This is a genomic window from Escherichia coli DSM 30083 = JCM 1649 = ATCC 11775 (genome assembly GCF_003697165.2).
GTDB lineage: Bacteria > Pseudomonadota > Gammaproteobacteria > Enterobacterales > Enterobacteriaceae > Escherichia > Escherichia coli.
On record NZ_CP033092.2, the window covers coordinates 3,090,310 to 3,104,261 of the forward strand.

11 protein-coding genes are annotated in these 13,952 nt (G+C 49.1%); 4 read left to right on the top strand and 7 right to left on the bottom strand.

What is annotated here, in order from left to right:
- Positions 1-116: 116 nt before the first annotated feature.
- The 7 genes from ihfB to ycaP form a co-directional block, all read right to left on the bottom strand.
- On the bottom strand, positions 117-401 hold the full coding sequence (gene ihfB / locus EAS44_RS16305; protein ID WP_000167336.1) for an integration host factor subunit beta: 285 nt from the start codon (positions 399-401) through the stop codon (positions 117-119).
- 159 nt (positions 402-560) lie between these two features.
- Positions 561-2,234: a 30S ribosomal protein S1 gene (gene rpsA / locus EAS44_RS16310; RefSeq protein WP_000140327.1), complete on the bottom strand. Its 1,674-nt coding sequence runs from the start codon at positions 2,232-2,234 to the stop codon at positions 561-563.
- 110 nt (positions 2,235-2,344) lie between these two features.
- Positions 2,345-3,028: a (d)CMP kinase gene (cmk, locus tag EAS44_RS16315; protein WP_000125016.1), complete on the bottom strand. Its 684-nt coding sequence runs from the start codon at positions 3,026-3,028 to the stop codon at positions 2,345-2,347.
- Between the two features lie 172 nt (positions 3,029-3,200).
- Positions 3,201-3,965, bottom strand: coding sequence for a metallopeptidase YcaL (gene ycaL, locus EAS44_RS16320; protein ID WP_001313710.1), 765 nt, complete (start codon positions 3,963-3,965; stop codon positions 3,201-3,203).
- A gap of 169 nt (positions 3,966-4,134) precedes the next feature.
- Positions 4,135-5,418 carry a 3-phosphoshikimate 1-carboxyvinyltransferase gene (gene aroA, locus EAS44_RS16325; RefSeq protein ID WP_000445244.1) on the bottom strand — a complete coding sequence of 428 codons (1,284 nt, stop codon included), beginning with the start codon at positions 5,416-5,418 and terminating at the stop codon, positions 4,135-4,137.
- 70 nt (positions 5,419-5,488) lie between these two features.
- A complete protein-coding gene (serC, locus tag EAS44_RS16330) occupies positions 5,489-6,577 on the bottom strand; it encodes a 3-phosphoserine/phosphohydroxythreonine transaminase (protein WP_000057124.1) in 1,089 nt (362 codons plus the stop codon).
- A 198-nt stretch (positions 6,578-6,775) separates the two neighbouring features.
- Positions 6,776-7,468, bottom strand: coding sequence for a DUF421 domain-containing protein (gene ycaP / locus EAS44_RS16335; RefSeq protein WP_000642837.1), 693 nt, complete (start codon positions 7,466-7,468; stop codon positions 6,776-6,778).
- A 129-nt stretch (positions 7,469-7,597) separates the two neighbouring features.
- On the opposite strand from ycaP, the gene ycaO reads away from it, so the two are divergent.
- The 4 genes from ycaO (at position 7,598) to pflA (ending at position 13,890) form a co-directional block, all read left to right on the top strand.
- Positions 7,598-9,358, top strand: coding sequence for a 30S ribosomal protein S12 methylthiotransferase accessory factor YcaO (gene ycaO, locus EAS44_RS16340; RefSeq protein WP_000194828.1), 1,761 nt, complete (start codon positions 7,598-7,600; stop codon positions 9,356-9,358).
- 405 nt (positions 9,359-9,763) lie between these two features.
- A complete protein-coding gene (gene focA, locus EAS44_RS16345; protein ID WP_000642546.1) occupies positions 9,764-10,621 on the top strand; it encodes a formate transporter FocA in 858 nt (285 codons plus the stop codon).
- A gap of 54 nt (positions 10,622-10,675) precedes the next feature.
- Positions 10,676-12,958, top strand: coding sequence for a formate C-acetyltransferase (gene pflB, locus EAS44_RS16350; RefSeq protein ID WP_001292822.1), 2,283 nt, complete (start codon positions 10,676-10,678; stop codon positions 12,956-12,958).
- Between the two features lie 191 nt (positions 12,959-13,149).
- A complete protein-coding gene (gene pflA / locus EAS44_RS16355) occupies positions 13,150-13,890 on the top strand; it encodes a pyruvate formate lyase 1-activating protein (protein WP_000111043.1) in 741 nt (246 codons plus the stop codon).
- Positions 13,891-13,952: the final 62 nt, after the last annotated feature.

Sequence of the window (13,952 nt, forward strand, 5' to 3'; positions counted from 1 at the left end):
TTAACGATAGGGTGAAAACTGCTCAAAACTCTGCGAGGCAGCTTCCAGTTCCAGATTAGAGAAATGAAAAAAGCACCCGACAGGTGCTTTTCTCGCGTTCAAGTTTGAGTAAAAACTTAACCGTAAATATTGGCGCGATCGCGCAGTTCTTTACCTGGTTTAAAGTGAGGAACGTATTTTCCTTCCAGTTCTACTTTATCGCCAGTCTTCGGATTACGTCCGGTACGTGGTGCGCGGTAGTGCAAAGAGAAACTGCCGAAACCGCGGATTTCAATACGCTCGCCCTGCGCAAGAGTCGAGGCCATATGCTCCAGCATCTCTTTTACTGCATCTTCAACCGTCTTGGCGGGAATGTGCGATTGCTGGGTGGCAAGTCTTTCTATCAATTCTGACTTGGTCATGATTCCTCCGGTTCCTTAAAGGCAAATTAAGCGGCTGCTGTTGCTGCATTGATTAAGGGCGGCCGTAGCCGCCCTTAGTGCTTGATTACAGGACGAAACCTGCAATCTGTCAAGTAAACTCAACAAACTTCGGAATAAAAATCCCGAAGAGTCAGAGAATTACTCGCCTTTAGCTGCTTTGAAAGCTTCAGCCATTGCGTTGTTGGAGAAGTTTGCATCTTCCTGTTTGTTAACAGTTGCGATTGCATCTTTCTCGTCAGCTTCGTCTTTCGCACGAACAGACAGGCTGATTGCGCGGTTTTTACGATCAACGCCGGTGAATTTAGCTTCAACTTCGTCGCCAACGCTCAGAACCAGGGTAGCGTCTTCAACGCGGTCACGGGATGCTTCAGAAGCACGCAGGTAACCTTCAACGCCGTCAGCCAGTTCTACGGTTGCGCCTTTAGCGTCAACTGCAGTTACTTTACCGGTTACGATAGCGCCTTTCTTGTTCAGAGCAACCCAGTTGTTGAACGGATCTTCTGCGAGCTGTTTAACGCCCAGGGAGATACGTTCACGTTCTGCGTCAACCTGCAGAACAACTGCAGCGATTTCGTCGCCTTTTTTGTATTCACGAACTGCTTCTTCGCCTGCAACGTTCCAGGAGATGTCAGACAGGTGAACCAGGCCGTCGATGCCGCCGTCCAGGCCGATGAAGATACCGAAGTCAGTGATAGACTTGATTTTACCTTCAACACGGTCGCCCTTGTTGTGGGTTTCCGCGAACTGCTGCCACGGGTTAGCTTTGCACTGTTTCAGACCCAGGGAGATACGACGACGTTCTTCGTCGATATCCAGAACCATAACTTCCACTACATCGCCAACGTTAACAACTTTGGACGGGTGGATGTTTTTGTTGGTCCAATCCATTTCGGAAACGTGTACCAGGCCTTCAACGCCTTCTTCGATTTCAACGAAGCAGCCGTAGTCGGTCAGGTTGGTCACGCGACCAGTCAGTTTGGTACCTTCCGGATAACGTTTAGCGATAGCTACCCACGGATCTTCGCCCAGCTGTTTCAGGCCCAGGGATACACGGGTACGTTCGCGGTCGAACTTCAGCACTTTAACAGTGATTTCGTCGCCCACGTTGACGATTTCGCTCGGATGCTTAACGCGTTTCCAGGCCATGTCAGTGATGTGCAGCAGGCCGTCAACGCCGCCCAGATCAACGAATGCACCGTAGTCAGTGAGGTTCTTAACGATACCTTTAACTTCCATGCCTTCCTGCAGGTTTTCCAGCAGCTGATCGCGCTCTGCGCTGTTTTCGGATTCGATAACGGCACGACGAGAAACAACAACGTTGTTGCGCTTCTGATCCAGCTTGATTACTTTGAATTCAAGCTCTTTGCCTTCCAGGTGCAGAGTGTCACGCACCGGACGAACGTCTACCAGAGAACCTGGCAGGAACGCACGAATACCGTTCAGCTCAACAGTGAAGCCGCCCTTAACTTTGCCGTTGATAACACCGGTAACAGTTTCAGCATCTTCGTAAGCTTTTTCCAGCGTGATCCAGGCTTCGTGACGTTTAGCTTTCTCACGGGACAGCAGAGTTTCACCGAAGCCGTCTTCTACTGCGTCCAGAGCAACGTCAACTTCGTCACCTACCTGGATTTCCAGCTCGCCCTGGGCGTTTTTGAACTGCTCAGCCGGGATGGCGGACTCAGATTTCAGACCAGCGTCAACCAGTACTACGTCTTTGTCGATAGCAACAACAACGCCACGAACGATAGAACCCGGGCGGGTTTCGATTTCTTTTAAGGACTCTTCAAAGAGTTGAGCAAAAGATTCAGTCATGTTTAATCTTCAGGTTTATATTTAACGTCCACCTGGCTCCATGCCGGATGGGGTTGTTTAACATACCCGCTGTCATTCCATTGCAACGGGGGTACTGCAAATTCGGTCGCTTATGCGAGAGCCAATTTCTGGCGCGCGTATTGTAGCGCTTTTTCAATCACTTGCTCAATGCTTAAGGTGGTGGAATCCAACACTAAAGCATCGGCTGCCGGAACCAGTGGCGCTACCGCTCGGTTACGATCGCGGTCGTCGCGTTCTTTGATCTCGGCCAAAAGGCGCTCAAAGTTAACACTAAAGCCCTTCTCCTGCAACTGTAGCATGCGGCGATGCGCACGTTCTTCCGAGGAGGCGTCAAGGAAAATTTTCACTGGCGCATCAGGGAATACCACCGTTCCCATGTCGCGGCCATCGGCAATCAGGCCTGGTAATTCGCGAAACGCGCGTTGGCGACGCAATAATGCTTCACGAACGCGTGGGAATGCCGCGACTTGTGAAGCAGCATTCGCCACTTCCTGAGTACGAATTTCGCCGCTGACATCTTCCCCTTCGAGGATCACTTCCAGATTACCGTTGGTTGACACAAAACGTACATCCAGATGGGATGCCAGCGGCACCAGCGCATCTTCCGATGCAACATCAACATGGTGATGTAATGCCGCTAGTGCCAGTACGCGATAAATTGCACCCGAATCCAGCAGATGCCATTGCAACGCTTCCGCCATAGCCTTACACAAGGTGCCTTTCCCTGCACCGCTTGGGCCATCAATGGTAATAACCGGGGCAATTGCCGTCATCTTTATCTCCTTAAAACAGGCGTACCGTTAACATAACCGCGCGCATTATACGCGCCGACGCCACAAATCGTTAACGTTGTGTGCAAAAACCAGTTTTGTCTGTATTCAGATGGGGATTTATTGCGCAATTATAGCGGGCTGGCAGAAGACCAGCCCGAAAGATGACAATGATTTACTTACCAGAGGCGATACGATCACGGATGTGTTGCGCACGCTCTGTTGATGGTGGGTGAGAATCAAACATGGACTGAGTGCGACCGCCATCCAGGCTGGCCAGTTTTTCAAAGCTACCAACCAGCCCCTGGGTACTGATGCCACGTTTCTTCAACAGATCAAAAGAGAAATCATCTGCTTCGGATTCTTTATCACGGGAGTATTTAGCATTGATAGCGCCTTCTGCGATATCACCTAATTGTGAACGGGAAAGCTGGGAAGCCACACCGCTGGTAGCTGAAATGGCATCGCGTGCGGCCACGATCGCATAAGAAGCTTTCATTTCAGCCAGCGAGTGACCCAACGCGACGTGGCCCAGTTCATGGCCCAGAACGCCTTCAATTTCGTTGTCGTTCATCATGTCCATCAGGCCACTGTAGACACGAACACAACCGTTCGCCATCGCCCATGCGTTGACGTCGCTGGTCATATAAACCTTATAGTTGACTGGCGTGCCATTAATATTGTTACCCAATGCTTTGGCGATTTTTGCCAGACGTTTCCCGTACTTGCTGGATTTGCTTGCCACTTTATTGCCGCTGTCCATTTCGACACAGCCCTGATTGGCGATTGCTTTAGCATCAGCATCGCTTAATGTTGCGGCTTTATAAGCATTCAGACCTGAGCTGATAGCCAAATCGGTATTAATACCGTGCGTATTCTGACATCCTGTCAGTAAGGCTGCAGAGGTCGCAATCGCCAGCAATAATTTAGTATTCTTCATGTGAATCATCCGTTGATTAATTATATATAAACATTATGTATCAACAAGTTACATTGATAATTAACGCTACCATTAATAAAAATACCCCACAAGGTCCGAAAAAAAACGCCGGCAATGTGCCGACGTCTTTGAAAAGAAAGGATTGTCTATGTTATCGCCCGTTATTCATTCAGCCGGGTTGACTTATCCGCGCCAATTGCTCGAAATAGTCTGGAAAAGTTTTAGCGGTACATTTTGGATCAAGAATCGTCACAGGCGTATCTGATAATGCGACCAGCGAGAAACACATCGCCATCCGGTGATCATTATAAGTGGCGATCTCAGCAAATTTCAGTTTTTCCGGTGGCGTAATACGAATGAAATCATGCCCCTCTTCGACTTCCGCACCGACTTTACGCAGTTCTGTTGCCATCGCAAACAGGCGATCGGTCTCTTTAACACGCCAGTTATAGATATTGCGCAGCGTGGTGGTGCCTTTTGCAAATAACGCCGCGGTGGCAATGGTCATCGCCGCATCGGGAATATGGTTCATATCCATATCAATGGCGTTCAGTTCACCACGCGTGCAGGAAATATAATCATCGCCCCAGCAAATGGTCGCGCCCATTTTTTCCAGAACATCAGCAAAGCGAATATCACCCTGCATACTGTTGCGTCCAATGCCGGTCACTTTTACAGTGCCGCCTCTGATTGCTGCTGCTGCCAGGAAATAAGAAGCCGAAGATGCATCGCCTTCAACCAAATAAGTGCCCGGAGACTGGTAAGACTGCCCCCCTTTTACGACAAATTGTTGATAGTGCTGATTTTCAATTTCAACACCAAACGTCTTCATCAGATTGAGGGTGATATCGATATAAGGTTTAGAAACCAGATCGCCTTTAATACGAATCACCGTATCTTCCGGCGCAAGAGGCGCAGTCATTAACAGTGCGGTGAGGAACTGGCTGGAAACGGAGCCATCAACATCAACGTTGCCGCCAGTAAAGCCGCCCTGTAAACGCAATGGCGGATAATTTTCTTGTTCCAGGTAAGTGATCTTCGCCCCGCCCTGGCGCAGCGCATCCACCAGATGACCAATCGGGCGTTCTTTCATTCGCGGTTCACCGGTCAGTACAATATCATTGCTACCCAGGCAAAGTGCTGCCGCCAGCGGACGCATTGCCGTTCCGGCGTTACCGAGGAACAACTCCCGGGCACTTTCTGCGTGTAATGGACCACCGTTACCGATAATTTCGCAACGCGTACGATCGGCTGAAAGCGTATAGCTTACCCCTAACGCTGTTAATGCATTCAGCATATGGCGCACGTCATCGCTATCCAGCAGATTGGTTAATACTGTTTTGCCGTGTGCTAATGCCGCCAGCAATAAAGCGCGGTTAGAAACGCTCTTGGAACCGGGCAGATTAATAGTGCCATCGACACGAGCGATGGGTTGTAACGTTAGGGATTCCATGAACTCAACTCTCTACAACAGAAATAAAAACCCCACAGGCTGGCTGTGGGGATTATGCAAAATTTCGACATTAGCCGTGACGACGTTCGAACTCAACCATGAAGTCTGTCAGTGCTTTAACACCTTCCAGCGGCATGGCGTTATAAATAGACGCACGCATTCCGCCGACCACTCGGTGACCTTTCAGCGCATGTAAGCCCGCAGCGAAAGACTCTTCGAGGAACAATTTATCAAGCGCGCTATCCGCCAACTGGAACGGCACGTTCATCCGCGAACGGTTAGCTTTCGCCACATCATTGCGGTAGAAATCGCTGTTATCAATCACCCCATACAGCAGTTCTGCTTTTTGCTGATTGATCTTATCCATTGCAGCCACACCGCCGTTCGCTTTCAGCCATTTGAAGACCAGGCCAGATAAGTACCAGGCAAATGTCGGCGGCGTGTTGAACATGGAATCGTTATCGTTGAGGATGGAGTAATCCAGAATCGATGGGCAGGCGATATTCGCTTTGCCCAGCAAATCTTCACGAACGATGACGATTGTCAGGCCAGCCGGGCCGATATTTTTCTGCGCGCCAGCGTAAATTACACCATAACGGCTGACATCAATCGGACGGGAAAGAATGGTTGAAGAGAAGTCAGCGGCGACCACCACGTCTTTACCGAAGTCTGGTGTTTCATCGATAGCGATACCGTCAATGGTTTCGTTCGGGCAGTAATGCATATAAGCAGCATTATCAGAGAGTTGCCATTCACTCATTGGCTTAACTGCGCGAAGACCATCAACGGTCACTTTCGCATCAAACACATTTGGTGTGCAGTATTTTTTCGCTTCTTTGATAGCACTTGCTGCCCAGTAACCCGCATCAACATAATCTGCAGTGGTTTTATCACCAAGAATATTCAGCGGTACAGCAGCAAATTGACCGCGACCACCGCCATGGCAGAACAATACCTTGTAGTTGGAGGGGACGTTAAGAAGATCGCGAAAATCCTTCTCGGCTTCCTCTGCAACCTGAATGAACTCTTTGCCACGGTGACTCACTTCCATCACCGACGTACCAAGACCGTTCCAGTCGCGCAGTTCCTGTTGAGCCTGTTCAAGCACCTCTGCCGGTAGCATTGCCGGACCAGAACTAAAATTGAAGATTTGAGCCATTTCCCCTCACCACGTTGCGTTGCTATTAACCCGCGGTCAATCGATTGCGACCACAGGTAATACATTATTCCAGTGGCTATCGGTTTTATCATTCAGTGACACACATCGCAATGAGTAAAACCGTTGAGGGCAAAAATGTGGCTTGCATCACACAAAAGAATCTCTCGGATTATTAGCAAAAAGCCGATGTTTTTGCTGTCAGGTCACCCGTTTAGCTCGACTTGCCTTCGTCCATTCTGGATTTGCACAGCGCGGACATAATTGTTTTTCCCCCGCGTTCATATGAATGATTTCACTGCAACGGATGCAGGCATAGTCCGCCGACTCCGGCACCACTTTGTAACGCTGAGTACAGTCACTGGGTAAAATAAGTAATCCCGGTTTCACCTTGTCATCTTCAAAGAAATAAACACTGATTTGCCCGTTGGTTTCGAGAATCGCCAGACGTACCTGCCCCAACTGCTCTACACCGCGCAATCGTAGCTCCATAAAGAACTCAAATTCCGTCATGTTGGAGTTATTGAGTTTCGACCAGGCCAGCTCGCCATCTTCAATAATGACAACCGGCTTGCCTTCCAGAAGATCTTCCAGTTTTTCACTGTGCGCCATCAACCACATTACCAGGCGGTATAACAACGCCAGAGTAATAAAGACGATAAGTACCGGGACCATCGGCACATCATCATAAAACGCCACATCTCCCGCCGCTGAACCCAGTGTCAGAATGATTAACACTTCAAACAGCGACATCTGCCGCACACCGCGTCTTCCGGTCATTTTGAGGAACAAAAAGACCAGTACAAAGGTATAAAGACTACGTAGTGCAACTTCGCCAAGGAAATCAAAAGGCACTTTATCGAATGCTATACGGTGGAGATCAAACGCCTTCATTTTTATGCTCTTATCGTAGTTAATCCGCTAAAAGCATAGCTAACAGTTCATCAGCGTGGCGGCGGTGATAGCACCTTTGAGATAAAACCCGTATTATTGCGCGCTTTCCGTACGACTAAAGTGATTTTCATGACGCAAACATTTATCCCCGGCAAAGATGCCGCTCTGGAAGATTCCATCGCACGCTTCCAGCAAAAACTTTCAGACCTCGGTTTTCAGATTGAAGAGGCCTCCTGGCTGAATCCCGTGCCTAACGTCTGGTCTGTACATATTCGCGACAAAGAGTGCGCACTGTGTTTTACCAACGGTAAAGGCGCAACCAAAAAAGCGGCGCTGGCTTCTGCCCTCGGTGAATATTTCGAGCGTCTCTCAACCAACTACTTTTTTGCGGACTTCTGGCTGGGCGAAACCATCGCCAACGGCCCATTCGTGCATTATCCCAACGAAAAATGGTTCCCACTGACCGAAAATGACGATGTACCAGAAGGGCTGCTCGATGACCGTCTGCGCGCATTTTACGATCCGGAGAATGAACTGACCGGTAGTATGCTGATTGACCTGCAATCCGGTAACGAAGATCGTGGTATTTGCGGTCTACCGTTTACGCGCCAGTCCGACAATCAGACCATTTATATTCCGATGAATATCATTGGTAACTTGTACGTTTCTAACGGTATGTCTGCTGGCAATACCCGTAACGAAGCACGCGTTCAGGGATTGTCTGAAGTTTTCGAACGTTACGTGAAAAACCGCATTATTGCTGAAAGCATCAGCTTGCCGGAAATCCCGGCAGACGTGCTGGCACGTTATCCAGCAGTAGTTGAAGCGATCGAAACGCTGGAAGCGGAAGATTTCCCGATCTTCGCTTATGACGGTTCGCTTGGCGGCCAGTATCCGGTGATTTGCGTGGTACTGTTCAATCCTGCTAACGGTACCTGCTTTGCCTCATTCGGTGCGCATCCTGATTTTGGCGTTGCACTGGAACGTACCGTGACCGAGCTGCTGCAAGGTCGTGGCCTAAAAGATCTGGATGTGTTTACTCCACCAACCTTCGATGATGAAGAAGTCGCTGAACATACCAACCTCGAAACGCACTTTATCGATTCCAGCGGTTTAATCTCCTGGGACCTGTTCAAGCAGGATGCCGATTATCCGTTTGTTGACTGGAGCTTCTCCGGCACCACGGAAGAAGAGTTCGCCACGCTGATGGCTATCTTCAAAAAGGAAGATAAAGAAGTTTATATTGCCGATTACGAGCATCTGGGTGTCTACGCTTGCCGTATTATCGTGCCTGGCATGTCCGATATTTATCCGGCTGAAGATCTGTGGCTGGCGAATAACAGTATGGGCAGCCATTTACGTGAAACGATTCTTTCGCTACCAGGTAGCGAGTGGGAAAAGGAAGATTACCTGAACCTCATCGAGCAACTGGATGAAGAAGGTTTTGATGACTTTACCCGCGTGCGTGAACTGTTGGGTCTGGCGACCGGGTCGGATAACGGCTGGTACACTCTGCGTATCGGTGAATTAAAAGCCATGCTGGCGCTGGCTGGTGGCGATCTGGAACAGGCTCTGGTCTGGGCCGAATGGACGATGGAGTTTAACTCATCAGTATTCAGCCCGGAACGCGCCAATTATTATCGCTGCCTGCAAACGTTGTTATTACTGGCGCAGGAAGAAGATCGCCAGCCGCTGCAATATCTGAATGCGTTTGTTCGCATGTACGGCGCAGATGCCGTGGAAGCCGCCAGTGCGGCAATGAGCGGCGAAGCGGCGTTTTATGGCTTGCAACCAGTAGATAGCGATCTGCACGCGTTTGCTGCACATCAGTCGTTGTTGAAGGCCTACGAAAAGCTGCAGCGCGCCAAAGCAGCATTCTGGGCAAAATAAAATCAAATAGCCTACGCAATGTAGGCTTAATGATTCGTCTGAGTTATATTACGGGGCGTTTTTTTAATGCCCCGCTTTACATATATTTGCATTAATAAAATAATTGTAATTATAAGGTTAAATATCGGTAATTTGTATTTAATAAATACGATCGATATTGTTACTTTATTCGCCAGGTGCTCCCTTTTAATTAACTGTTTTAGCGGAGGATGCGGAAAAAATTCAACTCATTTGTTAATTTTTAAAATTTATTTTTATTTGGATAATCAAATATTTACTCCGTATTTGCATAAAAACCATGCGAGTTACGGGCCTATAAGCCAGGCGAGATATGATCTATATCAATTTCTCATCTATAATGCTTTGTTAGTATCTCGTCGCCGACTTAATAAAGAGAGAGTTAGTGTGAAAGCTGACAACCCTTTTGATCTTTTACTTCCTGCTGCAATGGCCAAAGTGGCCGAAGAGGCAGGTGTCTATAAAGCAACGAAACATCCGCTTAAGACTTTCTATCTGGCGATTACCGCCGGTGTTTTCATCTCAATCGCATTCGTCTTCTATATCACAGCAACCACTGGCACAGGTACAATGCCCTTCGGCATGGCAAAACTGGTTGGCGGCATTTGCTTCTCTCTGGGGTTGATTCTTTGTGTTGTCTGCGGAGCCGATCTCTTTACTTCCACAGTGTTGATTGTTGTTGCCAAGGCGAGTGGGCGCATCACCTGGGGTCAGTTGGCGAAAAACTGGCTAAATGTTTATTTTGGCAACCTGGTCGGCGCACTGCTGTTTGTACTTTTAATGTGGCTTTCCGGCGAGTATATGACCGCAAATGGTCAATGGGGACTAAACGTCCTACAAACCGCCGACCACAAAGTGCACCATACTTTTATTGAGGCCGTCTGTCTTGGTATCCTGGCGAACCTGATGGTATGTCTGGCAGTATGGATGAGTTATTCTGGCCGCAGCCTGATGGACAAAGCGTTCATTATGGTGCTGCCGGTCGCGATGTTTGTTGCCAGCGGTTTTGAGCACAGTATCGCAAACATGTTTATGATCCCGATGGGTATTGTAATCCGCGACTTCGCATCTCCGGAATTCTGGACCGCTGTCGGTTCTGCACCGGAAAATTTTTCTCACCTGACCGTGATGAATTTCATCACTGATAACCTGATTCCGGTTACGATCGGTAATATTATCGGCGGTGGTTTGTTGGTTGGGTTGACATACTGGGTCATTTACCTGCGTGAAAACGATCACCATTAATGGTTGTCGAAGTACGCAGTAAATAAAAAATCCACTTAAGAAGGTAGGTGTTACATGTCCGAGCTTAATGAAAAGTTAGCCACAGCCTGGGAAGGTTTTACCAAAGGTGACTGGCAGAATGAAGTAAACGTCCGTGACTTCATTCAGAAAAACTACACTCCGTACGAGGGTGACGAGTCCTTCCTGGCTGGCGCTACTGAAGCGACCACCACCCTGTGGGACAAAGTAATGGAAGGCGTTAAACTGGAAAACCGCACTCACGCGCCAGTTGACTTTGACACCGCTGTTGCTTCCACCATCACCTCTCACGACGCTGGTTACATCAACAAGCAGCTTGAGAAAATCGTTGGTCTGCAGACTGAAGCTCCGCTGAAACGTGCTCTTATCCCGTTCGGTGGTATCAAAATGATCGAAGGTTCCTGCAAAGCGTACAACCGCGAACTGGACCCGATGATCAAAAAAATCTTCACTGAATACCGTAAAACTCACAACCAGGGCGTGTTCGACGTTTACACTCCGGACATCCTGCGTTGCCGTAAATCCGGTGTTCTGACCGGTCTGCCAGATGCTTATGGCCGTGGTCGTATCATCGGTGACTACCGTCGCGTTGCGCTGTACGGTATCGACTACCTGATGAAAGACAAACTTGCACAGTTCACCTCTCTGCAGGCTGATCTGGAAAACGGCGTAAACCTGGAACAGACTATCCGTCTGCGCGAAGAAATCGCTGAACAGCACCGCGCTCTGGGTCAGATGAAAGAAATGGCTGCGAAATACGGCTACGACATCTCTGGTCCGGCTACCAACGCTCAGGAAGCTATCCAGTGGACTTACTTCGGCTACCTGGCTGCTGTTAAGTCTCAGAACGGTGCTGCAATGTCCTTCGGTCGTACCTCCACCTTCCTGGATGTGTACATCGAACGTGACCTGAAAGCTGGCAAGATCACCGAACAAGAAGCGCAGGAAATGGTTGACCACCTGGTCATGAAACTGCGTATGGTTCGCTTCCTGCGTACTCCGGAATACGATGAACTGTTCTCTGGCGACCCGATCTGGGCAACCGAATCTATCGGTGGTATGGGCCTCGACGGTCGTACCCTGGTTACCAAAAACAGCTTCCGTTTCCTGAACACCCTGTACACCATGGGTCCGTCTCCGGAACCGAACATGACCATTCTGTGGTCTGAAAAACTGCCGCTGAACTTCAAGAAATTCGCCGCTAAAGTGTCCATCGACACCTCTTCTCTGCAGTATGAGAACGATGACCTGATGCGTCCGGACTTCAACAACGATGACTACGCTATTGCTTGCTGCGTAAGCCCGATGATCGTTGGTAAACAAATGCAGTTCTTCGGTGCGCGTGCAAACCTGGCGAAAACCATGCTGTACGCAATCAACGGCGGCGTTGACGAAAAACTGAAAATGCAGGTTGGTCCGAAGTCTGAACCGATCAAAGGCGATGTCCTGAACTATGATGAAGTGATGGAGCGCATGGATCACTTCATGGACTGGCTGGCTAAACAGTACATCACTGCACTGAACATCATCCACTACATGCACGACAAGTACAGCTACGAAGCCTCTCTGATGGCGCTGCACGACCGTGACGTTATCCGCACCATGGCGTGTGGTATCGCTGGTCTGTCCGTTGCTGCTGACTCCCTGTCTGCAATCAAATATGCGAAAGTTAAACCGATTCGTGACGAAGACGGTCTGGCTATCGACTTCGAAATCGAAGGCGAATACCCGCAGTTTGGTAACAACGATCCGCGTGTAGATGACCTGGCTGTTGACCTGGTAGAACGTTTCATGAAGAAAATTCAGAAACTGCACACCTACCGTGACGCTATCCCGACTCAGTCTGTTCTGACCATCACTTCTAACGTTGTGTATGGTAAGAAAACTGGTAACACCCCAGACGGTCGTCGTGCTGGCGCGCCGTTCGGACCGGGTGCTAACCCGATGCACGGTCGTGACCAGAAAGGTGCTGTAGCGTCTCTGACTTCCGTTGCTAAACTGCCGTTTGCTTACGCTAAAGATGGTATCTCCTACACCTTCTCTATCGTTCCGAACGCACTGGGTAAAGACGACGAAGTTCGTAAGACCAACCTGGCTGGTCTGATGGATGGTTACTTCCACCACGAAGCATCCATCGAAGGTGGTCAGCACCTGAACGTTAACGTGATGAACCGTGAAATGCTGCTCGACGCGATGGAAAACCCGGAAAAATATCCGCAGCTGACCATCCGTGTATCTGGCTACGCAGTACGTTTCAACTCGCTGACTAAAGAACAGCAGCAGGACGTTATTACTCGTACCTTCACTCAATCTATGTAATTAGATTTGACTGAAATCGTACAGTAAAAAGCGTACAATAAAGGCTCCACGAAAGTGGGGCCTTTTTTAGCACGAGAGCCTTTTTTGTCAGCTATCTATACTTTAAGGTGACTGCCAAAACAGACTCGACGTAGCCTTCGAGCTGCGCACCAACACGGCCTCAGATGGGCCACATCTGGAGAAACACCGCAATGTCAGTTATTGGTCGCATTCACTCCTTTGAATCCTGTGGAACCGTAGACGGCCCGGGTATTCGCTTTATCACCTTTTTCCAGGGCTGCCTGATGCGCTGCCTGTATTGTCATAACCGCGACACCTGGGATACGCATGGCGGTAAAGAAGTTACCGTTGAAGATTTGATGAAGGAAGTGGTGACCTATCGCCACTTTATGAACGCTTCCGGCGGCGGCGTTACCGCATCCGGCGGTGAGGCAATCCTACAAGCTGAGTTTGTTCGTGACTGGTTCCGCGCCTGCAAAAAAGAAGGCATTCATACCTGTCTGGACACCAACGGTTTTGTTCGTCGTTACGATCCGGTGATTGATGAACTGCTGGAAGTAACCGACCTGGTAATGCTCGATCTCAAACAGATGAACGACGAGATCCACCAAAATCTGGTTGGAGTTTCCAACCACCGCACGCTGGAGTTCGCTAAATATCTGGCGAACAAAAATGTGAAGGTGTGGATCCGCTATGTTGTTGTCCCAGGCTGGTCTGACGATGACGATTCAGCGCATCGCCTTGGTGAATTTACCCGTGATATGGGCAACGTTGAGAAAATCGAGCTCCTCCCCTACCACGAACTGGGCAAACACAAATGGGTGGCAATGGGTGAAGAATACAAACTCGATGGTGTTAAACCACCGAAGAAAGAGACCATGGAACGCGTGAAAGGCATTCTTGAGCAGTACGGTCATAAGGTCATGTTCTAATTTCCCCGTAAAGCGGCAACTTTATTAAGTTGCCGCTTTTTTGTGCACAGAAAAGCAGAGTG

Excerpts from the sequence above, each read along its gene's own strand:
- ihfB (WP_000167336.1), bottom strand. The coding sequence starts at position 401 with ATGACCAAGTCAGAATTGATAGAAAGACTTGCCACCCAGCAATCGCAC.
- rpsA (WP_000140327.1), bottom strand. The coding sequence starts at position 2,234 with ATGACTGAATCTTTTGCTCAACTCTTTGAAGAGTCCTTAAAAGAAATC.
- pflA (WP_000111043.1), top strand. The coding sequence starts at position 13,150 with ATGTCAGTTATTGGTCGCATTCACTCCTTTGAATCCTGTGGAACCGTA.
- ycaP (WP_000642837.1), bottom strand. The coding sequence starts at position 7,468 with ATGAAGGCGTTTGATCTCCACCGTATAGCATTCGATAAAGTGCCTTTT.
- pflB (WP_001292822.1), top strand. The coding sequence starts at position 10,676 with ATGTCCGAGCTTAATGAAAAGTTAGCCACAGCCTGGGAAGGTTTTACC.
- ycaO (WP_000194828.1), top strand. The coding sequence starts at position 7,598 with ATGACGCAAACATTTATCCCCGGCAAAGATGCCGCTCTGGAAGATTCC.
- aroA (WP_000445244.1), bottom strand. The coding sequence starts at position 5,418 with ATGGAATCCCTAACGTTACAACCCATCGCTCGTGTCGATGGCACTATT.
- serC (WP_000057124.1), bottom strand. The coding sequence starts at position 6,577 with ATGGCTCAAATCTTCAATTTTAGTTCTGGTCCGGCAATGCTACCGGCA.
- cmk (WP_000125016.1), bottom strand. The coding sequence starts at position 3,028 with ATGACGGCAATTGCCCCGGTTATTACCATTGATGGCCCAAGCGGTGCA.
- ycaL (WP_001313710.1), bottom strand. The coding sequence starts at position 3,965 with ATGAAGAATACTAAATTATTGCTGGCGATTGCGACCTCTGCAGCCTTA.